General features: G+C 66.1%; 23 protein-coding genes and 3 tRNA genes. 11 read left to right on the forward strand and 15 right to left on the reverse strand.

Translation table 11 applies throughout. The annotated features are described in order from the left end of the window. Positions 1-24: 24 nt before the first annotated feature. Together ACFWUR_RS21900 and ACFWUR_RS21905 are read right to left on the reverse strand one after the other, a co-directional pair. Positions 25-1,548, reverse strand: a complete 1,524-nt coding sequence (locus tag ACFWUR_RS21900) for a DUF2142 domain-containing protein (protein WP_378909174.1) — start codon at positions 1,546-1,548, stop codon at positions 25-27. Further along, positions 1,545-2,513, reverse strand: coding sequence for a glycosyltransferase family 2 protein (locus ACFWUR_RS21905; protein WP_378909175.1), 969 nt, complete (start codon positions 2,511-2,513; stop codon positions 1,545-1,547). The genes ACFWUR_RS21900 and ACFWUR_RS21905 overlap by 4 nt, the downstream gene beginning before the upstream one ends. 204 nt (positions 2,514-2,717) lie before the next feature. On the opposite strand from ACFWUR_RS21905, the gene ACFWUR_RS21910 reads away from it, so the two are divergent. Both ACFWUR_RS21910 and ACFWUR_RS21915 read left to right on the forward strand, forming a co-directional pair. Further along, complete coding sequence (locus ACFWUR_RS21910) at positions 2,718-3,266, forward strand: GtrA family protein (protein WP_378909176.1); 549 nt, start codon at positions 2,718-2,720, stop codon at positions 3,264-3,266. Positions 3,267-3,375: 109 nt separating this feature from the next. Next, a complete protein-coding gene (locus ACFWUR_RS21915; RefSeq protein WP_378909247.1) occupies positions 3,376-5,274 on the forward strand; it encodes a glycosyltransferase in 1,899 nt (632 codons plus the stop codon). A 156-nt stretch (positions 5,275-5,430) separates the two neighbouring features. Here the strand turns inward: ACFWUR_RS21915 and rsgA are convergent, their stop codons facing one another. The 6 genes from rsgA to ACFWUR_RS21945 all read right to left on the reverse strand — a co-directional run bounded on the left by rsgA (position 5,431) and on the right by ACFWUR_RS21945 (position 11,039). Beyond that, a complete protein-coding gene (gene rsgA / locus ACFWUR_RS21920; RefSeq protein ID WP_378909178.1) occupies positions 5,431-6,462 on the reverse strand; it encodes a ribosome small subunit-dependent GTPase A in 1,032 nt (343 codons plus the stop codon). Positions 6,463-6,790: 328 nt separating this feature from the next. Further along, positions 6,791-7,327 carry a hypothetical protein gene (locus tag ACFWUR_RS21925; protein WP_378909179.1) on the reverse strand — a complete coding sequence of 179 codons (537 nt, stop codon included), beginning with the start codon at positions 7,325-7,327 and terminating at the stop codon, positions 6,791-6,793. Between the two features lie 65 nt (positions 7,328-7,392). Further along, positions 7,393-8,427: a glycosyltransferase gene (locus tag ACFWUR_RS21930; protein ID WP_378909181.1), complete on the reverse strand. Its 1,035-nt coding sequence runs from the start codon at positions 8,425-8,427 to the stop codon at positions 7,393-7,395. A gap of 50 nt (positions 8,428-8,477) precedes the next feature. Next, positions 8,478-9,320: an ABC transporter ATP-binding protein gene (locus tag ACFWUR_RS21935; protein ID WP_378909182.1), complete on the reverse strand. Its 843-nt coding sequence runs from the start codon at positions 9,318-9,320 to the stop codon at positions 8,478-8,480. Positions 9,321-9,332: 12 nt separating this feature from the next. Continuing rightward, a complete protein-coding gene (locus ACFWUR_RS21940) occupies positions 9,333-10,160 on the reverse strand; it encodes an ABC transporter permease (protein WP_378909248.1) in 828 nt (275 codons plus the stop codon). Between the two features lie 300 nt (positions 10,161-10,460). Further along, positions 10,461-11,039 (reverse strand): bacterial proteasome activator family protein, encoded by a 579-nt coding sequence (locus ACFWUR_RS21945; protein WP_378909184.1) that lies wholly within the window; start codon positions 11,037-11,039, stop codon positions 10,461-10,463. A gap of 86 nt (positions 11,040-11,125) precedes the next feature. On the opposite strand from ACFWUR_RS21945, the gene ACFWUR_RS21950 reads away from it, so the two are divergent. Then, positions 11,126-12,328, forward strand: coding sequence for a cysteine desulfurase-like protein (locus ACFWUR_RS21950; RefSeq protein ID WP_378909185.1), 1,203 nt, complete (start codon positions 11,126-11,128; stop codon positions 12,326-12,328). Positions 12,329-12,395: 67 nt separating this feature from the next. Here ACFWUR_RS21950 and ACFWUR_RS21955 read toward each other — a convergent pair whose 3' ends face one another. Beyond that, positions 12,396-13,382, reverse strand: a complete 987-nt coding sequence (locus tag ACFWUR_RS21955; RefSeq protein ID WP_378909187.1) for an NAD(P)H-quinone oxidoreductase — start codon at positions 13,380-13,382, stop codon at positions 12,396-12,398. An 82-nt stretch (positions 13,383-13,464) separates the two neighbouring features. On the opposite strand from ACFWUR_RS21955, the gene ACFWUR_RS21960 reads away from it, so the two are divergent. Then, positions 13,465-13,552 (forward strand) — tRNA-Ser (locus ACFWUR_RS21960). 43 nt (positions 13,553-13,595) lie between these two features. On the opposite strand, the gene ACFWUR_RS21965 is transcribed toward ACFWUR_RS21960, so the two are convergent. The 4 genes from ACFWUR_RS21965 to hisC all read right to left on the reverse strand — a co-directional run bounded on the left by ACFWUR_RS21965 (position 13,596) and on the right by hisC (position 17,574). Beyond that, entirely contained in the window at positions 13,596-13,964 is a 369-nt protein-coding gene (locus tag ACFWUR_RS21965; protein ID WP_378909188.1) for a nuclear transport factor 2 family protein, read from the reverse strand. Positions 13,965-14,124: 160 nt separating this feature from the next. After that, positions 14,125-14,904, reverse strand: coding sequence for a DUF2382 domain-containing protein (locus tag ACFWUR_RS21970; RefSeq protein WP_378909190.1), 780 nt, complete (start codon positions 14,902-14,904; stop codon positions 14,125-14,127). A 169-nt stretch (positions 14,905-15,073) separates the two neighbouring features. After that, positions 15,074-16,234 carry a nitric oxide synthase oxygenase gene (locus ACFWUR_RS21975; RefSeq protein WP_378909191.1) on the reverse strand — a complete coding sequence of 387 codons (1,161 nt, stop codon included), beginning with the start codon at positions 16,232-16,234 and terminating at the stop codon, positions 15,074-15,076. Between the two features lie 263 nt (positions 16,235-16,497). Beyond that, a complete protein-coding gene (hisC, locus tag ACFWUR_RS21980; RefSeq protein WP_378909192.1) occupies positions 16,498-17,574 on the reverse strand; it encodes a histidinol-phosphate transaminase in 1,077 nt (358 codons plus the stop codon). An 89-nt stretch (positions 17,575-17,663) separates the two neighbouring features. Between hisC and ACFWUR_RS21985 the strand changes: the two genes are divergently transcribed. From ACFWUR_RS21985 to ACFWUR_RS22010, 6 genes are all read left to right on the forward strand, one after another. Then, on the forward strand, positions 17,664-18,380 hold the full coding sequence (locus ACFWUR_RS21985; RefSeq protein ID WP_378909193.1) for a dienelactone hydrolase family protein: 717 nt from the start codon (positions 17,664-17,666) through the stop codon (positions 18,378-18,380). A gap of 93 nt (positions 18,381-18,473) precedes the next feature. Continuing rightward, a tRNA-Ser gene (locus ACFWUR_RS21990) sits at positions 18,474-18,563 on the forward strand. A 39-nt stretch (positions 18,564-18,602) separates the two neighbouring features. Further along, positions 18,603-18,675: transfer RNA gene (locus ACFWUR_RS21995), tRNA-Arg, on the forward strand. 334 nt (positions 18,676-19,009) lie between these two features. Continuing rightward, entirely contained in the window at positions 19,010-19,357 is a 348-nt protein-coding gene (locus ACFWUR_RS22000) for a hypothetical protein (protein ID WP_378909195.1), read from the forward strand. Then, entirely contained in the window at positions 19,354-20,037 is a 684-nt protein-coding gene (locus ACFWUR_RS22005) for an HAD family hydrolase (RefSeq protein ID WP_378909196.1), read from the forward strand. The genes ACFWUR_RS22000 and ACFWUR_RS22005 overlap by 4 nt, the downstream gene beginning before the upstream one ends. 48 nt (positions 20,038-20,085) lie before the next feature. Next, complete coding sequence (locus tag ACFWUR_RS22010; protein ID WP_378909197.1) at positions 20,086-20,292, forward strand: hypothetical protein; 207 nt, start codon at positions 20,086-20,088, stop codon at positions 20,290-20,292. Between the two features lie 6 nt (positions 20,293-20,298). On the opposite strand, the gene ACFWUR_RS22015 is transcribed toward ACFWUR_RS22010, so the two are convergent. After that, complete coding sequence (locus ACFWUR_RS22015; RefSeq protein WP_378909199.1) at positions 20,299-20,580, reverse strand: hypothetical protein; 282 nt, start codon at positions 20,578-20,580, stop codon at positions 20,299-20,301. 1,061 nt (positions 20,581-21,641) lie between these two features. On the opposite strand from ACFWUR_RS22015, the gene ACFWUR_RS22020 reads away from it, so the two are divergent. Beyond that, positions 21,642-22,391 (forward strand): hypothetical protein, encoded by a 750-nt coding sequence (locus ACFWUR_RS22020; protein ID WP_378909200.1) that lies wholly within the window; start codon positions 21,642-21,644, stop codon positions 22,389-22,391. A gap of 317 nt (positions 22,392-22,708) precedes the next feature. On the opposite strand, the gene ACFWUR_RS22025 is transcribed toward ACFWUR_RS22020, so the two are convergent. Continuing rightward, positions 22,709-23,434 carry a maleylpyruvate isomerase family mycothiol-dependent enzyme gene (locus tag ACFWUR_RS22025; protein ID WP_378909202.1) on the reverse strand — a complete coding sequence of 242 codons (726 nt, stop codon included), beginning with the start codon at positions 23,432-23,434 and terminating at the stop codon, positions 22,709-22,711. Between the last annotated feature and the right edge of the window lie 36 nt (positions 23,435-23,470).

The following is a 23,470-nucleotide window of genomic DNA, read 5'->3' on the forward strand; positions in this document are numbered from 1 at the left end:
AATTCCCCACCGTCGTCTGGGGAATCATCCCCAGACGACGGTGTAATAGGTCGCGGCAGTGGCGATGAGCGCGAAAGTCGACGCGCAGGCCACGGTGATCCCGGTCCCGCGCGTCGGAGTCACCCCGTCGGAATTCGTCAGTCGCAGTGGAACAACGCGCGCGAGCACGGCCAGACCCATGATCGCCAGCGGCACGAAATACCTGCCCTGCACACCGTCGATGAGATAGAAATCGACCGGCGTGAACGACATGTACAGCGTCACATAGATCATGGCCACGCTCGCGAGCACCGTGAGCGCCACGATCAGCGTGCGACGGAAAGTGGCGGTGGCCGTGCTCATCCGGTCGACGATGCCGAAACTCACCGCGAAGGCGAGCAGGCACGCCAGCATCGAAATGGCGGGCACGTCCACATACGCGAAACCGAGTTCACCGAAGAACTGGTTGAACCAGCGATGGTCGCGCAGCGCGATACTCTCGCCGAACACGTGCACGAATTGCACCGGATCGCCGAGAATTCCCTTCAGCTGATCGGCGGGGCGCACCTGACCCCACTGATGAGGCGGGCGCATCAGGCCCATGCCGTCGCCGGTGGGCGCCGCGATCTTCGTCCAGGCGAGAAACAGCACGCCGCCCGTTACCGCGAATGCCCACGGAACGAATTTCAGCTTTCCGGCGAAACCGAGGCGGTCGGCGGGCACCACGACAACGAGCATCGCCAACAGCACATAGGTCGGTTTGCTCAGCGGCAGCGCGATCGTCGCGGCGAGCAGCGCGGCGGTTTCCAACCGGTGCAGTCGATCACCGACGAACAGCGCCTTCAGCAGCAGCGCCGACACCATGATGGCGAGCGCGTTGGTGAGCGTGTCCGCGGTGACGGTGCCCGCCTGGAACAGCGCGATCGGCAGCACCGCGACCGTGAACACCAGCCACTGGCTACGCCGCTCGCGCAGCGCGTAGAGCCCGAACCCGACGACCGCCACGTAGGCGACCAGCCCGGCGAGACGGGTCAGCAGATACATGCCACCCACATCGAGCCCGAGGGCCTCGCCGACCCGAATACCCACGGCGGCAGGCACATACGGCACCGGCGAGTAGGCGGCGGTGTTGGTGAACCACATCTGCCGGGTCGCCGAGGAGACCTCCGCCGAGCCGAGCCGGTCGTAGGCGCCGGGATCAGCCACCATCGCGTCGGGCTCGTCGGGGTTGTCGTTGTAGTCGCGGAACGCGTAGCCCATCAGCTCGTCGACGCTCACCGGGATCTGCCCGCCGTAGGCCACACCGCGATCGTCGGCGATGCGCTGGGGGAACACCCCACCGTGGGCGACCTGGTAGGCGCGGCCGAACTGGGTGATCTCGTCGTGGCCCCAGAACGCGGGCGTGAGCACGGCGAACACGGCGCCGAACACCGTGGCGACGATCGCGAACGCGACGGTCGCGGCGCCCAAGCGCTGGGTCAGCGCGCGCACCGGCGCCAGTGCTCGATCCTGACGCGCCGGAGTTTTGGTGAGCTCGACAGTCGTCTCGGGCTCGACAGAGGTGGTCACCGACGCTCTCCGGCCGCGACGTCCTCGCTTACCCCGACGGCCGAATAGCGCAGGTAGACAAGTCGCGCCGTCTCGTGGCGCGAGCGGCGGATACCGTCCAGGATCAGGCCCGCGGTCCAGGCGAGGCTGCCCAGCAGCAGCAGCGTGAAGGCCAGGAACAGCGTCGGGAACCGCGCCACCTCGTGGGTGTTGTAGAACTCGATCACGATGGGCACGGTGAGGATCACCGAGATCAGCCACGCCACCGTGCCGAACAGGCCGTAGAACGCGACGGGGCGCTCATGGCGGGCCAGGCCGAGGATCAGCGCGAGGATCTTGGTGCCGTCGCGGTAGGTGCGCAGCTTGGATTCGCTGCCCGCGGGGCGGTCGCGGAAACCGACGGACACTGAGGTCTGGGGAACGCGCAGGTGCAGCGAATGCACGGTCAGCTCGGTCTCGATCTCGAATTCGCGCGACACCGCGGGGAAGCTCTTCACGAACCGGCGCGAGAACACCCGGAACCCGCTCAGCATGTCTTCGACGTTCTCGCCGAACACTTTGCCCACCACGCCGTTGAGCACCTTGTTGCCGGTCTCGTGGCCGCTGCGGTAGGCGCTGGCATCGTCGGCGTCCTGCTTACGCACGCCGAGAATGTGGTCGTAGGGGCCGTCGAGCAGCGTCTTGATCATCAGCGGAGCGGCCGACGCCTCGTAGGTGTCGTCGCCGTCGATCATCAGATAGACATCGGCCTCGATGTCGGCGAAGGCACGGCGCACCACATTGCCCTTGCCCTTGGTGTTCTCGAAGCGCACGATCGCCCCGGCCTCGCGGGCGCATTCGGCGGTGCGATCGGTGCTCAGGTTGTCGTAGACGTAGACGACGATCCCCGGCACAGCGGCCTTGAGGTCGGCAACGACCTTGGCGACCGCGGCCTCTTCATTGTGGCAGGGGACCACGGCGGCAATACGAAGCTCGGTGGAGTCCACCCGGGTCAATCCTCGGAGTTAGGCAGCAGTGGGACACCGGGAGGCTACAGGATTATTGCCGGGCTGGTGCCCGGGTGTCCGCGGCCCCGAGGGGCCGCCGGTTGGCCACCGTTGCTTGCTCCTTCGTCGCCTACGCAACGGCGGCTGACCGGCGACCCGGCCGCGAACCGGCCACTGCGCGGCCGCCCTCCCTAGGGGCCGGGGGTGGTGGTTGGCTACCGTCAGGGCGTGTCGCAATCAGTTGAACCGCCTGCTGTTCCCTTCGTGTCGAAGGTGATAGCGGGTTTGCGGCAGGGTGCGGCGTTTCTCGTTGTCGGGGCGGTCGGGTTTCTCGTCGATGCGGGGACCTACAACCTGTTGGTGTTCTGGGGTGGGGGATTCTCCTTCTCCGAAGGTGTGCTCTATCACTCGCCGCTTCTCGCCAAGATCATCGCGATCGTGGTGGCGACGGTGGTCACCTACTTCGGGAACAAGTGGTGGACCTACTCCCACCGCAAGTCCGACAGCCCCGTTCGCGAATATCTCCTGTACGCGATCGTCAATGTGGTAGCGATCCTCCTGCAACTCGGCTGCCTCGGGTTTTCGCGTTATGTGCTCGATCTGTCGTCACCGCTGGCGGACAACATTTCCGCCACCATCATCGGCCAGACGATGGCAGTCGTATTCCGCTATTGGGCCTACGGCAAGTTCGTTTTCACCGGCTCATCGGCAAGCGATGAGCAACACGCGCGGGGTGCGGCAACGCCTCACTGACGACGCACGGGTGCCGCGCGATTGATATCCTCGCCCCGCCCGCCGCGACGCCCTTCTTTACGTGACTGCGTGCGCCGGCGCAGTCGATACCGAGAATTTCGAGGACTTCATGGAGCAGTCGGCTACCAAAGCCGTGACCGAGTCGAACGATCGGCGCGAGGCCGCGCCCGCATCGTTGCGGGGTGAACACTCAGCGCCCGAGCGGCTCGTGCTGGCCCGAGGCATCTTCACCGGACCGTCGGCGCGGGTGAACGACGACCTCTACGCCGTCGTCAAGGGGGGTGCCGCCGTCCGCGAGCGGCACTCGCTGCACCTGCCCAAGGGCGCCACCGCGCACACCAACACCTACTTCGGCAGGCTCGCCGCCAGCTACTGGCAGCGGTGGACCACCGTCACCGAGGTCTCGGTGGGAGCCCAACTGGCGGTCGCCCACCGGGCGAACGTGCGGCTGGTCGCCTCCGATATCGCCGGGCACCGCCGCATCATCGCCTCGCTGGTGGCGACCAGCAGCGGATACGTCTCGCTCACCGCGCCGCTGGACCAGTACGTCGACGGCGGCGCGCTGTGGCTCGAGTTCGACGCCGTCGGGGGCGAACTCGATATCACCGAACTGGCCTGGACCGCGCAGGCGCCCGAGAAGGTACGCCCGGTCGCCATCGCGATCTGCACCTTCAACCGGGCCGAGGACTGCGCGCACACCGTCGCCGCGCTGGCCTCGGACGCGACCGTGCTGGCCGCGATCGACGCGGTCTACGTCGTCGACCAGGGCACCGACCTGGTCGAGAACCGCCCGCTGTTCCAGCAGGTCCGCCCGGATTTCGGCGACAAGCTGCGCTACATCCGCCAGCCCAATCTCGGCGGTGCCGGTGGCTTCACCCGTGGCCTGTACGAGGTGTCGGCGGCCAACGAGCACGCCGACGTCATCCTGATGGACGACGACATCCTCTGCGAGCCCGAGACCGTCCTGCGCCTACAGGCGTTCGCGAACCTGACCGTCGAACCGACCCTGGTCGGCGCGCAGATGCTGTTCCTGCTCAACCCCGACTACCTCAATGTCGGTGCGGAGGAGGTGCACCTGCACGAGCTCAAGCACGGCCAGAAGGTGCCCAAGGCGCTGCGCAACACCTCCATGCTCAAGAAGAACCAGGAGCGTCGCGTCGACGCCGGCTACAACGCCTGGTGGACCTGCCTGATCCCGGCCGAGGTCGTGAAGAAGATCGGCCTTCCGGTGCCGATCTTCTTCCAGTGGGACGACGTCGAGTACGGCATCCGGGCGCGCGAGCACGGTTTCGTCACCGTCACGCTCCCCAACGCGGCCGTGTGGCATGCCGACTTCTACTGGAAGGACTACGACGACTGGGCGCGCTACTTCTCCACCCGTAACTCGCTCATCGTCGGCGCCCTGCACACCGATCTCGACGGCAAGGCGATCACCCGCGAGTTCTTCCGCTACATCGCCGAGCACCTCGTCGGCATGCAGTACGGCCTTGTGCACACCACCCTGCAGGGCATCGAGGACTTCATGAAGGGCCCGAAGGCGTTGCGCGACGGCGGTATCGACGCGCTCGCAGCCGCTCGCTCCACCCGCAACGACTACCCCGAAACGATCAAGCACCCCGCGGCCACCCCGCCGGTGAACTCCGCCGACATCTCGGTGCGCCGGGCCGGCGGCGAACCGAGCCGCATCACCCTGATCCTGATCAAGCGCGCGATCACCCAGTGGACCGGCCGCACCCAGCCCGGACTGATCGGCGTCACCCGCGAGGACGCGCACTGGTGGCACATCGGCCTGTTCGACCACGTGGTCGTCACCGACGCCTCCCAGTCCGGCGTGCGCGTGCGTCGCCGCGACAAGGCCCGCGCCCGCGCCCTGCTCATCCGCGCCTACCGAACCCTGCGCAAACTCCGCAAAGAACTGCCCGCCCTCCAAACCGAATACCGCGCCGCAGTCCCCGAACTCACCAGCCGCGAAAACTGGGCCCGCCTGTACGGCATCGACCCCACCTAACCCCCAACGGCCTCGGATCAAGATCACCAGGCCCTCAGGGATTTTCGCTCTCGGGCGATGTCTCCCTGACGGCCTGGTGATCGATTGTCCAAGTTGGCTCCCGCTATCGGTTGCTGGTCGTAGTCGGACGGGGGCCGCTACGAGCGAGTGGGGGGATCAGCGGCGGCCTCGTTCGCGGTATCGCTTGCGGTGTTGTTTGCTGATATCGCGCCATACCCGTTCGCGTTCGGCGGCCAAGCGCTTGTCGGTGCGGGCGGCCATCCATTCGTTCTCCCTGGCCAACTTGCGATAGCTGGTCAGCCTGCGTTCGGTGACGGTGCCGTCGGCGAGGGCGGCCCGCACCGCGCAGCCGGGTTCGGTCTCGTGGGCGCAGTCGGCGAAACGGCAGTCGGCGGCGAGGGATTCGATGTCGCTGAAGGTTTTGCCGATGCCGTCGGCGGCGTCGTAGAGACCGATGCCGCGCAGGCCGGGGGTGTCGATGAGCGTGCCGCCGCCGGGTAGCGGTCGCAGCTCACGATGCACGGTGGTGTGGCGCCCCTTGCCGTCGACCGCGCGAACCGCGTTGGTGGCGAACACTTCCGCGCCGAGCAGCGCGTTGGCGAGGGTGGATTTGCCCGCACCGGACGGCCCGATCAGGGCGACGGTGCCGCTGAGCACGGCGGTGAGCACATCGAGGCCGACCGCCACGGTGGCGCTCACCGCGACCACGGTGGCGCCGGGCGCGACCGCTCGCACCTCGTCGAGCGGAAGATAGTCCGCCGCATCGGCTTTGGTGAGCACCACAACCGGCTGGGCATTGCTCTCCCAAGCCAGCGCGAGCATCCGTTCGATCCGCCCCAGATCGACATCACCGTCGGCGGCGGAACAGATCAACACGGTGTCGACATTGGTGGCGAGCACCTGGGCCACGGAGCGCCCCGACACCGACGATCGCATGATCGCCGAGCGCCGTGGGAGCAGTTGTCGCACAGTGCCTTCGGCATCGAGACCGACCCAGTCGCCGGTGCACAGTCCGGTGATGTCGCGCGGACAGGCCGCTCTGGCAGGTCCTGTCGGCGCGACGACGTCACACTCGCTGCGATCCATCCGCACGATGCGCGCGGGCACGAGGTCGCCGAGCAGGGGGAGATATTCAGCAGCTACGGCTTCGGTCCAGCCGTAAGGGACGAGCAGGTCGTAGTCGACCATCGTAAGAAGTCCTTCGTCGGGTGCCGAACCCGAACGAGGGGTTCAGCGAGGAGAGGTGATGTCCGGAGCAACCTGGGCAGGCGCACGATCGCGCCCCCCGGCCACGGCAATCCACACGCGTGTACTCACGGACATCCACCTCCTCTCCAACGTTCGACAATGACTCTGCCCGACCACCGCAGGTCGCCGCAACCCCTTTTCCCGCTCCGCTGATCCGGCGCCTTTCGGTGAGGATCAGCGGAGGTATGCGCAGGTCAGTGGTGTACGCACGCACGCGACTGGCGGTGCCTGCCGTACGAATGCGGGCGACAAGTGCGCGCGGTGCGGATCAGGGTACGAAGACCTCGGTCGACTGCGCGATATTGGGCTTGTCGGTGCGGACCGTGAGCTGGACCCGACCGGGACCGGTGTAGGCGACCACGTCCTGGACCGGGTACGTGCTGGTCTTGGTGGCAGGGATGAAGCGGGTCACCGAGCCGGTGGCGCCACTGTCCAGGTTGTGCCAGTCGATGACGGCGGTCACGTCGCAGGCGAGCACGGTCGGCGCCCAGTTGCCCAGCGGCGAGAAGCCCTGGGAGATCCGCAGGGAGATCGCGTGCGAGGCGCCCGGGGCTGGGGTGTATTCGGCGAGTGGGCCGTCGAACGCGGTGCCTGCCACGTTCAGGATGCCGACGCAGACACCGTTGCCGAGGGTCACCACCGGCGCGGTCCGTAGTTCGTTCATCACGCAGGTGCGTGGGCCGACATTGGACCAGCCGAGCTGGCACGGGTCGGCGGCGTGCGCGGTGCCCGGCGCTGCCAAACACAACGCGGCACCGGCGAGGACGGTGGCGGCGGCGGACGCGAAACTCTTAGTGAAAGTCACATTTCGAATCGTAGGGCGAACCGACTGGTTATTCCCATAGGGAATAGCCCCCTATTTTCAGGGGCCTAGTCCGGTTTGCCGAAGTGCTCGTTGCGGCCCAGCGACCGCAGCCGGAACCATTCCTTGAGCCCGGCCGGATCGCGGCGGGTCACCAGGAAGAACCAGGAGAAGCGGATCCACTCCTGCGGCAACAGTTTGCGCATACCGGGCTGCGACATGAGGTAGCCGCGATTGCGGTAGGTGAAGTAGCGCTTCACCGGGTCGTCCGGGTACTGGGTGTGCATCCGCCCGCCCAGGATCGGCTTGAATTCCTCGGCGCCGTTGGGGTGCAGGTAGGCGGTCTGCAGGCAGGTGCCGAACGGCAGCCCGGAGCGGACCAGGCGGCGATGCACCTCCACCTCGTCACCACGCACGAACAGCCGCAGGTCGGGCACGCCGATGAGATCCACGGCCTTCGCCGAGATCAGCGCGCCGTTGAACAGCGACGCGATGCCGGGCAGGAAGTCCTCGTCGCCGAGCTCCGACCGCAGCCGCCGCCACACCACACCGCGCCGCAGCGGGAACGCGAGACGATTCGGCTCGTCGATATCGCACACCACCGGCGACACCTCGACCAGGTTGTGCCTGCGCGCGCAATCGATCAGTGTGGCGAGCACTTCGGTACCGTCGGGTCGGCCGTCGTCGTCGGCCAGCCACACCCAATCCGCACCTTGCGTGAGCGCGTGCAGCATGCCGAGCGCGAAACCGCCCGCGCCGCCGAGATTGTGGCGTGAACCGAGGTAGGTGGCCTCGATCGGCTGCTGGGCGACCAGTTCGGCCACCGCGTCCTCGTTGGCGTTGTCGACGACGATCAGATGGTCGACCGGACGCGACTGCGAGGCAAGCACTTTCAGCGACTCGGCGAGCAACTCGCGGCGCTTGTGCGTGACGACCACCGCGATGATCCGCGCGGTCGGGCCGGTCTCGGTCGTGAGGTCGGCGGGTTCGGCCCCGGCGGGCAGTTCCGCGTCATCGGGCAGCACGACCGCTGATGCGGCGTCATCGGGCAGCACCGCGGCGGGCTCGACAGGTGCCGGAGTCGCCTCGAGGCGGTCGGTCATGCTGAATCCACCCGGCACGGCAGCCGGGGCAGCCTCGTCACGTCGACCGCTCATACCTGATTCTGCTCCAGCTTCTTCTCGCCCGCCGCGCCGTCGGCGCCCTCGGTTTCCAGATCGCGCAGCACCTGTGCCACGTGATTACCCGCCTCGGGCCCTTCATACGCTCGCACAACGTCTTCGATCCCGCCCTGTTCGCGGATCTGACCGTGGTCGATCCACATCGCGGTATCGCAGAGCTGGGCGAGGAATTCGTTGGAATGGCTGGCGAACACCAGGATGCCCGACCGCGCCACCAGCGACTGCAGTCGTGTGCGCGCCTTCTTCATGAACTCCGCGTCGACCGCGCCGATGCCCTCGTCGAGCAGCAGGATCTCGGGGTCGATCGAGGTGACCACACCCATCGCCAGCCGCACCCGCATGCCGGTGGAATAGGTGCGCAGCGGCATCGACAGGTATTCGCCGAGCTCGGTGAAGTCGGCGATCTCGTCGATCTTGGCCATCATCTGCTTGCGGGTCTGCCCGAGGAACAGGCCACGGATGATGATGTTCTCGTAGCCGGAGATCTCCGGGTCCATGCCGACGCCGAGGTCGAACACCGGGGCCACCCGGCCGCGGATGCGCGCACTGCCGCGCGAGGGTTCGTAGATGCCCGACAGCAGGCGAAGCAGCGTCGACTTGCCCGCGCCGTTGTGCCCGACGAGCCCGACACGGTCGCCTTCTTTCAGCGACAGGTTGATGTCGCGCAGCGCCTCGACCACCACCACATCGGAGCTGTTGCGCCCGATCGCGCCGCCCGCCTTGCCGAGGAACGCCTTCTTCAGCGACCGGGACTTGGCGTCGAAGATCGGGAACTCGACCCACGCCTCATGGGTTTCGATACTCACACGGCTCATCGAGAACTGCTCCTAAACCCAGTACGGGACGCGGGCACGGTACTGCTTGAGCGCCAGGATCGCGACAACCCAGCCGACGACGGTGATCGCACCGACGATCGCCCAGTGGTGCCATTCCGACGGCTCACCGAGCAGGGGAGCGCGCACGATCTCCAGGTAGTGGAAGGTGGGGACGATCTCGATCAGCTTGGCCCGGTCGCTCATCCCGCCGACCGAGTCCTCGAGCGCCTTCGTCGACCACATCACCGGGGTCAGCACGAACAGCATCAGCGTCATCGAACCCAGGATCGGGGCGATGTCGCGGTAGCGGGTGGAGAAGATGCCGAAGACGATCGTCACCCACATCGCGTTGAGGAAAAGCAGCAGGATCGCGGGGATCACCAACAGGAACGAGAGATCCAGGTTGCGCCAGATCGAGAACGCGATCAGCAACACCGCGTAGATCGCCGCGTTGTGGGCGAAGAACAGGAACTGGCGCCAGACCAGGCGATACACGTGCACGCTCAGCGCCGATGGCAACTGTTTGATCAGTCCCTCGTTGGCGATGAACACATCGGAGCCCTCGAGGATCGAGGCGCTGATGACGTTCCACACGATCAGGCCGACGGTCACATATGGCAGGTATTCGCTGATCGGCTGATTCAGCAGGGTCGAATACAGCAGCCCCATCGCCAGCGCCTGCAAACCGGTCGCGATCGTGATCCAGAACGGACCGAGTACCGACCGGCGGTAGCGTTGCTTGATGTCCTGCCAGCCCAGCGACAACCACAGCTCGCGCTGATGTAGACCGTCGCGCATGTCCTTGAACGCACGCCCGAAGGTCTGCGAATCCGACACCATCGGTGTCTTCACCTGCGGCGGTGCGTCGGTGGCGGCGACTTCGGCCGACTCGGCGTCGGTGGGGGTGTCTTCGGAATGCACGGGGCTCTCTTCGGTACGCGCGTCACTGCGATCGGAGACCGAATCAGGACGAGCGGCAGCGGCGGGCACGGTCCCCGACCTTACAGTGTTGTTTTCCGGCTGGCGCCGGGTGTTCGCGGCCCCGGGGGGCCTCGATCTTCCCTCCCGCCGGGTACTCCTTCGTCGCACCCTCCACCCAGTCCAGATCGAGGCGGGCCGCGAACAAGAGACTCGGGGGGTTTACAGGTACTGACCGCCGCCCACGTGGCCGCCGGTCTTGGCGTCGGCCGCGTGCATTCCCGGCGGCAGCGCACCCTGGCGCATCTGCTCCAGCTGGGCGCGGGCGGCCATCTGCTGGGCGAACAGCGCGGTCTGGATGCCGTGGAACAGGCCCTCCAACCAGCCGACGAGCTGAGCCTGGGCGATGCGCAGTTCTGCGTCCGAGGGCACCGAGTCGTCGGTGAAGGGGAGGGTGAGGCGTTCGAGTTCCTCGCGCAGTTCCGGCGCCAAACCCTGTTCGAGTTCGCGGACCGAAGACTTGTGGATCTCCTTGAGGCGCGAACGGCTGGCGTCGTCGAGCGGAGCGGCACGCACCTCTTCGAGAAGCTGTTTGATCATCGTGCCGATGCGCATCACCTTGGCGGGCTGCTCGACCATGTCGGCCAGCGACTCGGCCGGCTCGCTCGCGGCCTTCTCGTCGTCGGGGACGACTTGCGCGGTGAACGCGGACGCGCTGTCGGCGTCGGCGGGTACGGTCACTGGACGGCCATCGGGACCGATCACAACGACGGATTCTGGGACATCCTCCGAGTGCGTCATGTCCCCATCATTGCGCGTGTGTCGGGTTCTTGCTAAAACCCCCACGCGGTTACACCGGGACGCCCCCTGCCCTTAAAGTGGCCACCATGACTTATGACGTCGCGAGGGTTCGGGGCCTGATACCGTCCCTGGGCGACGGCTGGATCCATCTGGACCCGCAGGCGGGAATGCTGGTTCCCGATTCGGTATCGCGTGCCGTCTCAACGGGTTTCCGCACCTCCTCGTTTTCCCATATCGGCCGCCACGGTGCGGCTTCGCGCAGCGGCGCGATCCTCGACGCCGCCAGGGAAGCGGTCGCCGATCTGGTCGGCGGAGATCCGGCCGGCGTCGTACTCGGGCCCGATCGTGCGGTACTGCTGGCCTGGCTGGCCGAATCGCTGAGCTCACGGCTGGGCCTCGGTACCGGCATCGTGCTCTCCCGCCTGGACGACGAGGCCAATGTCGCCCCGTGGCTGCGCATCGCCAACCGGTACGGCGCGCACGTGCGCTGGGCCGAGGTGGAGATCGAGACCTGTGAGATGCCGTCGTGGCAGTTCGAGGAGTTGATCGGCCCCACCGCGCGCTTGGTCGCGCTCACCGCGGCGTCGCCGATCGTGGGTTCGGCGCCCGGTGTTCGGGTAGCGGCCGATCGGGTGCACGACGTGGGCGGACTGCTGGTGGCCGACGCGTTCGGCGCGGCACCGTACGCGCTCATCGACATCGACGAACTCAACGCCGACGTGGTCGCGCTGAGCGCACCGTCGTGGGGCGGCCCGCAGGTGGGCGCGCTGGTCTTCCGCGATCCCGCGTTCCTCGACCGCATCCCGTCGATGTCGTTGAACCCCTATGCCAAGGGTGCTGAACGCCTCGAAGTGGGCGGGCACCAGTACGCCCTCCTGGCCGGGCTCACCGAGTCGATCGACTTCCTCGCCGGACTCGACGAACGCGCCACCGGCACCCGCCGCGAACGTCTCGAGATGTCGATCACCTCGCTGCAGGACTATCACGACCAGCTCTTCGACCACCTCATGCAGGTGCTGGGGAAGGTCGACAACCTCACCGTGATCGGCCGCGCCTCCACCCGCATCCCGACGGTCAGTTTCACGATGGCCGGGATGCAGGCGGAGAAGGTAGCGGCCAAGCTGGCCGATGCCAGGATCGGCACGGTCAGCGGGGTACACGGCGGAAGTCGGCTGCTCGACGCGCTCGGCGTGAACGACGAGGGCGGAGCCGTCACGATCGGTCTGGCGCCTTATACGACCCGCCACGAGATCGACCAGCTGGGCCGGGCGCTCAGCGCACTCGAATAACCGCGCTGGTCGCACACTATTCGCCGAAACGGTCGACTTGGCGACAGTTCCGGCGATCTGTGAACGCTCAGCGCGGTGTCACCCGCAGAACCACCTTGCCGAACGTCTCCGAGTCGTCGAGCATCGCGTGCGCGCGGGCGGCCTCGGTGATCGGCAACTCGGCGGAGATCACCGGCACGATCTCACCCGCGGCCACCTGCGGCCACAGGTGCGCGCGCACCGCCGCGATGATCTCGGCTTTGCTACCGACCCCCGACGTCGGCCTGCTGCGCACGTTCGTCGCATGCACCGTGCCCCATTTGCGCAGCAGCGCGCCGATATCCAGCGACCCCGTCGTGCCGCCCTGCATCCCGATCACCACGAGCCGGCCGTACGGCGCCAGCGCCTCCACATTGCGCTCCAGATACTTCGCCCCCATGTTGTCGAGGATCACGTCGGCACCGCCCTGCTCCGCCAGCACCGCGACGAAGTCCTCGGTCCGATAGTTGATCAGGATCTGCGCGCCCAGCTCGCCACACTTGGCCAGCTTCGCGTCCGACCCCGCCGTCACCGCCACCCGGGCCCCGAGCCCCCGGGCCACCTGGATCGCGTGCGTCCCGATCCCGCCGCCTCCACCATGGATCAACACCAGCTGCCCCGAGCGCAACCCCGCCGTCATCACCAGGTTCGACCACACCGTCGCCGCCACCTCCGGCAATCCCGCGGCCGCCACAGCGTCCATCCCCTCCGGAATCGGCAACAGCTGCGTGACCGGCACCGCCACGAACTGCGCGTACCCACCCCCCGCCAGCAACGCGCACACCCGATCGCCGACCTGCCAATCCTGCACCCCCGCACCCAATTCCACGATCGTGCCCGAACACTCCAACCCGAGAACCGAACTGGTACCGGCAGGCGGCGGATAGAACCCCTTCCGCTGCATCACATCAGCCCGATTGACCCCCGCCGCAACAACTTCAACCAACACCTCGCCCGGCCCCGGCTCCGGGTCGACCGCCACGGTCCACTCCATGACCTCCGGCCCACCGAACCCGTTCATGTGAATCGCATACATAGCGCAATCCTCCCCCCGCAGGCGCCGCGTAACCAGAACCCACGCCGCCGCTGATCTGCGGATCGGCTACGATCCAGGGCAGGGAGACGTGGCAGAGCGGCCGAATGCACTCGCCTTGAAAGCGAGCATGGGTAAAACCATCGGGGGTTCAAATCCCTCCGTCTCCGCCAATCTTCCCAGGTCGGGCCACCGCTGGTCGGCAGTGGCAGCTGACTACCCTTCGTCCCACGCCTGGATCGACGTCTGGTCGACGATGCGGCCGTCGCGCAGGTCGGCCATCGAATGGGCCAGGACGCGGGTGCCGTCGGGGTAGCGGCACGATTCCACGAAGGCGAGGTGGTCGCCGTCGATCAGGACACTGTCGAGGGAGTGGGTCATCTCCCTGGCGCACACGTCGTCGAACATCGCACTGATCGCCGAGCGGCCGTGCATCACCCGGGGATGGCTCGGTTGGTCGCGGTGGTCGACCATGCGGATCTCGGCATCGTCGCTGTAGAGCGTCAGCAGTGTTGCGGCATCGCGGCTTTCGATCCCACGGCGCAGTGCTTCGGCATCGAATCCCGAACTGGACGCGGTGCTCATCTCGGTCTCCCTCGCTCGTCGGAACGAGCCGGACCAGGGCGATTCGGCCCGTACCGAGAACCCTACGCCCGCCTGCGGCAGTGCGTAACCCGCTGGGGACCTCCAGCCGCCCACCGAATGGTGGGCGGCTGGTTCGACTGATCGAACGTAGCGCGGGGGCTCAGGGCTCCCTGCGGCGTCGGTCGTCGACGCCCTCGGTTTCCACACGCTCCTTGCGGACCGTGTCGGAGACGGTCTGCTCGTCGGTGACCTCGTCGACCGCGAGTCGCACCCGCTCCACCGGAACGGCTTCCTTCTGCACGTGCACCTGGTCCGCGTGCAGGGTGACCTCGCGCTCGTCCTCGCCGATCGTGGTGCGGCCGGTGCGGTCGCCGGTGATCGGCTCCCGTTCGATATGCACTTCTTCGTGCGTGACGGGCACCTTGAAGGTCTGTTCCTCGGTGACCACGTACTTGCGCAGCCGTGCGGTGCCGACTTCCTCGGTCTCGGTGTCGACGCGCAACTGCTCCTCCGAGCGCACCATCGAGTCGTCGGTGTGCCTGGCCTGCGCCGGGTTTCCGTGGGTCATCGGAGATTCGTCGCCGGGGCGAATCTGCTGGCGGCCATAGGTATTCCAGCCCGCCGCCCTTGGGTCGACGTGATAGTGCTTGAACAGCTCCTGCTCGGACTGGGCGCTGATCCGGCCGCCGTCGTCGAGGTGCGGCGCGGACTTCACCTGCTCCTTGTCGACATGCAGCTTCAGGGTGTCGTCGTCGGCCTGATGCTCGGCGCCTGCCAGCGGCACCAGCGAGTCGTGGCTGAACATGCCGGTCGATACGGCCGCCCAAGTCGGCGAGCCGGAACTGTTGTCGATGTAGATCTGCTTGACCTTGCCGATCTTGTCGCCGTGGTCGTCATAGGCGGTGGCGCCGATCAGCGATTCCAGAGTTGCTTTGCTCATGGTGATTCCCTCCTACCTGGCGCGAGGCCGATCGCGGACAGGGTGGTGTCCGTTCGTCGGTCTCGCTGGGTTGTTGGGTGATCAGTCGGTCCGTAGCGTCCGGCGCACCGGATTCGGCTACGTGACAGCAAATACCCGGCCGGGTTCGAGCCAAACAACCCGCCGTAGATCAATCTCGACGGACAAAATTCGGTCGAATGTCCAGGTCCGGTGCGTCGTAGTAGCGGTGGAAGGTGGGGGTGAGGCCGGAGGAGATGGGGGGATTGACCCAGCTCCAGTCGGTCGGGCAGGCGCGCCCGGCGGCCTCCTCACGCTGGACGTGATCGCAGAACTGCTTGGCTACGGTGTGGTGGTCGACCATGTGCACACCGGATAGGCGAAAGCTGTGCAGCACAGCATGATTGAGCTCGATCAGTGCCTTGTCGCGCCACAGTGTCCGCACCGATGACGTGTCGAGACCCATCATGTCGGCGATCAGGGGCAGCATGTTGTAGCGATCGGCATCGCTGAGATTGCGCGCGCCGATCTCGGTGCCGACATACCAGCCGTTGAAGGGAGCGAAGGGGTAGCAAACGCCGCCCACCTCCAGATCCATATTCGATACAGCGGGCAGCGCGTGCCATTTCAGGCCGAGCGCGGCGAACCACGGATAGTCGGGGTGGATCAGGTCGACCTCACGGACGAGTTCGCGCGGAACGTCGAAGTACCGCACGTCCTCGGTGGGCGTCCTGATCAGCACCGGCAGCACGTCGAACGGTGTGCGAGCCCCGCGCCAGCCCAGCTCCAGCGCCCGCTCGGTGGCCGCGATATTGGCCGGATCGCCGGTGACGGTGCCGTCGCCGTTGCGGTATCCGGCGTAGCGGATCAACTGCGAACTCTCGATCCGGTATTCACCACCGCCGAGGTCACGCGCCGGGCCCACCGTGATCATCGATTGGATCGCGCCGCCATTGGTGGCCAGCCGCAAATGCTGCCAGCACACCTCGGAGAGTTCACGCGCGGAGGTAACCAGGCGGGCATCGAGCAGTTTCAGCGATCGCCAATGTTTGCGGCCGACGCAGCGAGCATGGTTGCGCCACGCCAGTTTCGCACCGATCAGAATCTCCTCGGCGGTCTGGACGTAGGTGCCGGTATCGCGCATTTCGGCGAGTGCGCCGAGACGACGCTGGGCGGGCAGGTGGCCGAGTTCGGGGTAGCGGAAGAACTCGTCGCAGTCGCGTAGACGGCGCTCCAGCTCGTCCGGCGGCGGCCCGGCGATCGCGACGTCAGCGGCCGAACTGACTGCAGGGGTTGCGTTTTCACAGACGGCGGGGCGAGATCCTTGATTCACGGTACATCTCCGGTCGGGCAGCAGGGTGCGGGGCCGTGCGGGTGCACCCTCCGATGCGGGAAGATTGCCCGCCGAGAACACATTCACTCGACCGGTGGCGCGCGCCGACCACATAATCGGTCGATCGTGGCCGCGTGCATTTTTTCCTGTTCGAACACCGAAATCAGCTTGTGGTCAGCCTACGACCGGTGTGCTGACAGTGTGCTCGAATTCGCGGTAATCCCAACGCAACCCACGTCAAGGGATGCTGACCGTGTCCCGGACTAACGGAATCGGGCCGCCGTTTCGGGCGCGGTGGCGAAGTCGAGGAACTGCTCGTTCTCGTGCGGATCGCCGACCGTCACCCGGACACCGTCACCGGCGAAGGGCCGAACAAGTACGCCCGCACCAGCACTCGCCTCGGCGAACTCGATGCTGCGCTCGCCCAGGGGCAACCACACGAAGTTGGCCTCGCTCGGCGGCACCTCGTAGCCCGCGGCCAGCAGCGCGTCACGCAGCCGATGCCGTTGCGCCACCAGCACATCGGTGCGATCGAGGAGTTCGCCGCGCGCCTGCAGCGAGGCGATCGCTGCGGCCTGCGCGATCCGGTTCACGCTGAACGGGATGTGCACCTTCAGTAGCGCGGCGATCACCTCGGGATCACCGATCGCGTAGCCCACGCGTAGCCCCGCCAGACCGTACGCCTTCGAGAACGTGCGCAGCACAACCACATTCGGCCTGGAGCGACCGATCTCGACACCGTTGGGACGCGTCTCGGGCGTCAGCCGCAGGTATTCGTAGTAGGCCTCGTCGAGCACCACGAGAACGTGCGCGGGCACCCGATCCAGGAACCGCTCCAACTCGGCGCGCCCGTGCGCGGTGCCGGTGGGGTTGTTCGGATTGCAGACGAAGATCAGCTTGGTTCGCTCGGTGACCGCGTCGGCCATCGCGTCCAGATCGTGCAGGTACCCCTCGGTCAGTGGCACCCGCACAGCGGTCGCGTTGCCCACCTGGGTGACGATCGGATACGCCTCGAACGAGCGCCACGCGAACACCACCTCGTCGGTGGGTGCGTCGCAGGTGATCTGCACGAGTTCCTGGCACAGGGCCACGCTGCCGCAGCCGACCGCCACGTGGGCGACCGTGACGTCGAGGAACTCGGCCAGCGCCGCCCGCAGCTCGCCGACCTGGTTGTCCGGGTACCGGTTGGCCTGCTCGGCGGACTCCGCGATCGCCTTGGCCGCGCTCGGCAACGGCCCGAAGGTGGTCTCGTTGGACGCGAGCTTCACCGCATCGGGGTGGTTGCGGCCGGGAACGTAGGCCGGAATGGTGGCGAGGTCGGGGCGGATGTGCGCGGTCACGCCTCCACCCTACGATGATCGCCCGGCGCGACATGCGGCGCGGCCGGGTAGGCCTACCCAAGTCAAGTTCTGCCGCCTACGCTGGGTTTATGCCGGGCACTTACGACGATGTGGCCCCCCTGCGGCCGGTGGATGTCGACACGTCCGCCCTCGCGCGCCGCACCAGCGTGCCGATCACGGTGGTCGAGCCCGAACGGGTGGCCCGCGGCGGCATCGTCGTCCTGCACGAATCCCGCGATTTCTCGCCCCAGCTGCTCGACCTGATGCGGGCGCTGTCGGTCGAGGGCTGGATCGTCGTCGCGCCACATCTGTTCGACCGCATCGCCGATACGCAGGTGCACGAGGTGTTCGGCGAGGAACTCTTCGACGACTTCGACGCCGGCTTCGACTGGCTCACCGCCCGTGGAGTCTTCCCCGACACCATCGGCGTCCTCGGTTTCGACAGCGCGGGCACCGCGGCCTTCCTCGTCGCCGCGACCCGCCCGATCGGCGCCGCGGTGAGCGTGGCCGCCCCCGGCATCATCGAACCGCTCCCCGATCAGCACGCCGCCCTGATCGACATCGCCGCCGACCTCCAAGCCCCCTGGCTCGGCCTCTTCGGCGCCGACGACCCGGCCACCCCGCCGGAAGCGGTCGAACGCCTACGCGAGGCCACGGCGAAAGCGAATGTGGCCAGTCTCACCATCTCCTATCCCGGCCTGAGCCACCGCGCCGACCGCCCCGACCCCGACGACGACGCGGCCACCGCCATCCGCATCGATTCCCAGACCCGTATCTACGACTGGTTCGACAGCAACTTACGCTGATTGACCAGGCGTTTTGGACTACTACCACCGCTCGTGTAATCTTCATTCCCGGCGGTTCGACAAGGACCGGTGCCCTCGAAAGAGAAGGCTCCAGGAGGCGTGCCAGAGCGGCCGAATGGGACTCACTGCTAATGAGTTGTCCCTTCACGGGGACCGGAGGTTCAAATCCTCTCGCCTCCGCCACACCCAGTTCGCTGGGTACAACTGAAGATGCAAGACCATGCGCCCGTAGCTCAACGGATAGAGCACTTGACTACGGATCAAGAGGTTAGGGGTTCGAATCCCTTCGGGCGCACAAAGAACCGCCCCTCACCAGGACTTACTGGTGAGGGGCGGTTTACGTTTCGGGGGAATCTCGCCAGATCCATTACTTTCCCCTTACAAACGATCCACTACTTTCCCTGTGCGAACTGGTCGAGGGCTCTTCTCGCGTCCGGTCCGACAGTTCGCCGTTCGAGGTAGTGCCGCTCGGTTGTATCCGGCTTCGCATGCGACAACTGGGGCTCGTGCTCGAGCCGGACCGAGGTCAGGACGACCACCGTCGCGACATGCGGGCGGAAAGCACCGCGGGGAACCAACTCCTGTGTCAGTGGGATTGACAGAACGTCAGATGCGGCTGAGATTTGATCATGGAACGCCACGGAAGCGCGATCGTGGAGTCAGTCGAGGAGTTCGGGCGGCTGGGTCTGGTCACCAACGCATCCGCGCAGATCAGGACCTTTCCGGCCGTATCGCTGTTCAAGCTCTACGTCCTCAACGGCGAGCAGGCGTTTTCCGGCTACTACCCGGTCGTTGAGCACACGGTGCCGCTCGAAGGGGAAAGCGTCGCAATGTGGGATCTCATGGGCAAGGACGCGACCCTGTTCCACCACGCTCGCGATGTCGACCCCGACTCCACAGGCAGTCAGTTCGTAGCCCAGTCACTGATGTGGTTCGACAGCATTTGGAACTCGGTCGCTCAGGACTACCACCTGTGAACGACCTCCGCCGACTGATCGCAGACCGCCCCTGCCTCCTGCTCGACTTCGACGGTCCGGTGTGCGGTGTGTTCGCTGGCATCTCCAGCCGACACGTTGCTGAACAACTCGGGGATGCAATGGGCGCCACTCTCCCCGATCATCTCGGGGCCACCTCCGACCCGTTCGAGCTCCTCCACTACGCCGCCCAGATCTCCGAGGAGGTCGCCGTGGCGACCGAACGCGAACTAACCCGCCTCGAGGTTGAAGCCGTAGCCGTCGCCACGCCAACCCCTTTCGCACACGACGTCATTCGTGAAGCCGCGGGAAGGGATGGCGGTTCAGTCGCAATCGTCAGCAACAACTCGGATGTGGCCATCGACGTGTACCTCCGCACCCACGGACTACAGGCCTACGTCTCCGGCATCTACGCAAGAACGTCGGCCGCTACCCCGCTCAAGCCGAGCCCACACCTACTCGTAGCCGCGCTAGCCGGTCTGCGAACAGACGCCAGGGCGGCCAGCTTCACAGGCGACTCAGTCACCGACCTACTCGCGGCCGACTCCGCGACACTGCCTGCCGTCGCCTACGCGAACAAGCCTGGCAAGGTTGAGCGGTTCGCCCCCTTTGCCCCTGCTGTGACGATCACCAGCATGTCGGTGCTGCTGGAAGCCGTTCGCGGCGAATCCATCTCGCAGTAGACAACGCAGCGCCCGTCACATTCAGCTCATCACCGAGCTGATCTATCCGTGATCGATTGGGTCTGCCAGCAACACCATCCGGTCGGCTGCCGGGTCGAACCCGAGCAGTGGGTGCCCGTACTGACCTTCGGCGCTCATAAACACTGGCTTGCCCAGTCGACGGCCGATCGTACATACGAAGTCGCACAGGGTGTCCACTCCCGCCTGGCCTTGCAGCTCGCGAAGGTCGACGTCGAAATCGATCTCTGTGGCTGACATCAGTCAAAAGTTCACCTGCACCCCCGGTGTGGGCCAGACCCGCAGCCTGACACTCTCCTCCGCATCGACAGGTCGTGGCAGCACCTCCGCCGCAGCCGGTAGCGGTCGCACGGTGTCGTCTTCCGCGTAGTCCCATGCCCACCCGTTGGACCGGATCAGGTCGAACATTGCTTGCCAGTCCTCGAGCGTGGCGTCGGGCACCCGCAGATCCGGCAGCGTACCCATCAGGTTGGGGTCGAAGAAGTTCTTGACCTCGTGCCACAGCAGATCCGACATTCCGGCCATATTGCCAGGGCAGCCAGTGGGACCGCACCCTGATTTCACGCTCCACCGCAGAATGTGCGGTCGCAGCTTGAGGTCGGTCACATCCCAGGGCAGCCAGTGAACGTCCCGAGTTGTTCAACGTCAGTCACTTTCACGGAGTGGTTGCTGAATTTCGCTATATAGAGTCAAGGGCGCCTGCGGCGGCGCGTGCGCGCCGCCGCCGCGCAGACGCCGCGCAACGGTCTTGCTCGTACCTCACCGCCCGGCGCGGCGGCACGTCGGCGACGAGCACGCGCTATCGGCAGACGCCAGGACTCCTGACAGCTCAGACAGCATCGACCCGAGAGCGTTGACGAGGGCCAGGAGCAGCCCGTCAGAATTGCTGAACGGAATTCCCGAGCCCGAATCGGCCGACATCCAGCCCGATCGACGGCCACCAGCACACCGAGCCGCATACGTACTGCCGCACGACTTCGTCGCTTGCCTCATAGGACCAGCCTGCCGAACCCGTGCAGGTGGTCACCGAACCGTCACCGGTCCCAGCCGAAAAGGCCGGCATAGCTCCCGATCGCCAGCCGCTCACCAGGTGCGCCCAAATTGCTGAACGGAATCCGCGGTGAGGTTGGTGGTATCGCGACCGGTGGCCGCGTGGCCCTGTTCTGGGTTGGCCTGCTTTGTGATCCCGCGCCCCTCACACCTCGAGGGCGCCGATGGCGTCGTCAGCTTCGCTGATTGCTGAGCAACCCTTGACCTGTGAGCCTCCGCGCGTGAACGGCAGGCCGCATCGGGCAGGCGGTGAGCCAGCCCTGTGTGCAACCCACCCCAGAGCAGGGCCAATGTCGGCGCTCTGCCGACGATTCAGGACCTAAGCTGATTAAATTGCCCGGTGCGCTATCAAGGAGATGATACTGCGGGCGCGACAAATTTGGGTTACACCAGGAAACGCCGATTGGTGCACTCCTCCGCGCGTGTACCACAGGAAGCTATAAATGAGATTCCAAGAATCAGGGCCAGGAAGCGATGGAGCCCCGGCCTCCTACGTATGGGTACGTCACTCGATGGATGCGCCTGGAATACCGGGGATGCTCACCATCGCCGGCTCCCTTGCGATTGCCCTAACGATCGCGGCCGTAGGGCATTCAGTCGGCGCCGACGATCTACGCGGCCTCGGCCTGATGTTCGCAGTACTTGCGGCGATCGCATTATCGCACTCGATCAGTGTGCGAATGATGCGTCGCCCGGTGGTTACAACAACCGCGAAGCTCGGCGCGCTGTCATTGCGTTATCGGCCGGTTATCGCAATGCCCACCTTCTTGACGTGCCTGGCCTTTTCTCCACCCATGATCGTCATCGGCTACCAGCACAGCCTCCCCCAGGCAGTACTGGGGGGTGTCGTCGGCGCCATCCTCGCCATACTGGCCCCGATTATTGCAGTCCTACAGGCCAAGCGCGCCTTCGTGCACATGAGTCCCGATTCGATTCGGGTCACTACTATTTTCAATGATAGTGAATGCGCATGGGCGGATATGCTACGCATCCGCATCACGGACCACCGGCCAGGTATCGACTCCATCCGGATCGAGTGCCGGAACTACGGCGTGACAGTCCATAGGCAAATCCGCGGCTTTACGGTGATACGCCCTGGGCAGGAGTGGGAGTTCTCCGCAGTGGCTTGGGGTGCCTCACTCAACTCCCTGATATCGACACTCATCTTTCTTCACGAGAATCCGGAGATCAGGAAGACTCTCGATAAGACCCAAATCGAAGCGATGCTTGAGGATCCACCCTGGGCTACCCGCCGCGCAGCTAGTAACCGGCCTTTGTCGGAATAGTTCTTCAGCAGGGCGGGCGACCACGGCGGACTAATCCTGCGTAGTACCAAGTGCGGTCGGTACGGTCGCCGAGCCGGAGAACATGACTCACTCACTACTTTCCCACTACAAACCCCCGCCGATTCGGGCAAACAACGGCAGACAGACCCGTAGTGTCGATCGCGGAACACGCTGGTGGAAGTAGGTTTGGCGTAGGACAGTGGACAGCCGCGGAGCGACGGAACTACCAAGAGGCTAGAGGTTCCAATCCCTGCGGGCGCAACAGAATCCACTTCGCACCAGCCGGTGCGGGCCGGATTTCTTGTTGGACGGGGTGGTTACTTCCACGCGGGGAGCGGCGGTAGGGGGCCGGTGAGGTCGGTGCCGGGGGTGCGGCCCAGGAGCCAGCTGAGGATGGCGGTGGCGGGGCCGAGGACGGTGTGGTGCGGGCGACCCGGTCCTACCGTGGCGATGAAATCTGTGTCGGTGGTTTGGATGTCGAAGGTGGGGGTGGCTTCGGGATGGAGATTGGCGGCGAGGTCGGCGATGGCTTCGGGGAGCAGGCGGGCCACGAAGGGGGCGGGCCAGTCGGTGGGGGTGTAGCCGATATCGAGGTCTACGTGGTGGATCTCGGTCTCGCGCAGGCGCATCCAGAGGATCTTGTCGGCGGTGAGGGTGCCGCCCTGGCGGTTGCGGACCTCGGCCTGCCAGTCGGCGGCCGACATTGTCGTGGCCACGGCCCACCAGCGGTGCGCGGCGGCGGTGAAGTCGGCATGCTGCACGGTGAGCCGGCGGGGGGCACCCGCTTCGATATCGGCATCGCGGACCTCGACGCTCGGGTACTGCGGGAGCTCGATGCCGGTGCGGGCCCACAGCAGCAGGTTCAGCAGGCTGTCGGCGTTGCGAGACAGGTGGGCCAGCACATGACCGCGGGTCCATCCCGGTAGCAGGGACGGTTCGGTCAACGCCGCATCGGTGAGCGTGCCGATCGCGGTGTCGAGGCGCGCGGTGGAGGCGACGACCTGGTCGAGCAGGTCGGTGGGAGTAGCCGTTTCGCTGGTCACGGATTCGAGAGTAGTTCGCCGTCGTCGGCGGACAGG

This window comes from Nocardia sp. NPDC058633 (genome assembly GCF_042717045.1).
Lineage (GTDB): Bacteria > Actinomycetota > Actinomycetes > Mycobacteriales > Mycobacteriaceae > Nocardia.

Coding starts and splice junctions, on each gene's coding strand:
- ACFWUR_RS21950 (WP_378909185.1), top strand. CDS start 11,126: ATGACTTATGACGTCGCGAGGGTTCGGGGCCTGATACCGTCCCTGGGC.
- ACFWUR_RS22000 (WP_378909195.1), top strand. CDS start 19,010: ATGGAACGCCACGGAAGCGCGATCGTGGAGTCAGTCGAGGAGTTCGGG.
- ACFWUR_RS21970 (WP_378909190.1), bottom strand. CDS start 14,904: ATGAGCAAAGCAACTCTGGAATCGCTGATCGGCGCCACCGCCTATGAC.
- ACFWUR_RS21930 (WP_378909181.1), bottom strand. CDS start 8,427: ATGACCGACCGCCTCGAGGCGACTCCGGCACCTGTCGAGCCCGCCGCG.
- ACFWUR_RS21985 (WP_378909193.1), top strand. CDS start 17,664: ATGCCGGGCACTTACGACGATGTGGCCCCCCTGCGGCCGGTGGATGTC.
- ACFWUR_RS21945 (WP_378909184.1), bottom strand. CDS start 11,039: ATGACGCACTCGGAGGATGTCCCAGAATCCGTCGTTGTGATCGGTCCC.
- ACFWUR_RS21955 (WP_378909187.1), bottom strand. CDS start 13,382: ATGTATGCGATTCACATGAACGGGTTCGGTGGGCCGGAGGTCATGGAG.
- ACFWUR_RS22015 (WP_378909199.1), bottom strand. CDS start 20,580: ATGGCCGGAATGTCGGATCTGCTGTGGCACGAGGTCAAGAACTTCTTC.
- ACFWUR_RS21965 (WP_378909188.1), bottom strand. CDS start 13,964: ATGAGCACCGCGTCCAGTTCGGGATTCGATGCCGAAGCACTGCGCCGT.
- ACFWUR_RS22020 (WP_378909200.1), top strand. CDS start 21,642: ATGCTCACCATCGCCGGCTCCCTTGCGATTGCCCTAACGATCGCGGCC.
- ACFWUR_RS21915 (WP_378909247.1), top strand. CDS start 3,376: ATGGAGCAGTCGGCTACCAAAGCCGTGACCGAGTCGAACGATCGGCGC.
- ACFWUR_RS21935 (WP_378909182.1), bottom strand. CDS start 9,320: ATGAGCCGTGTGAGTATCGAAACCCATGAGGCGTGGGTCGAGTTCCCG.
- ACFWUR_RS21940 (WP_378909248.1), bottom strand. CDS start 10,160: ATGGTGTCGGATTCGCAGACCTTCGGGCGTGCGTTCAAGGACATGCGC.
- rsgA (WP_378909178.1), bottom strand. CDS start 6,462: ATGGTCGACTACGACCTGCTCGTCCCTTACGGCTGGACCGAAGCCGTA.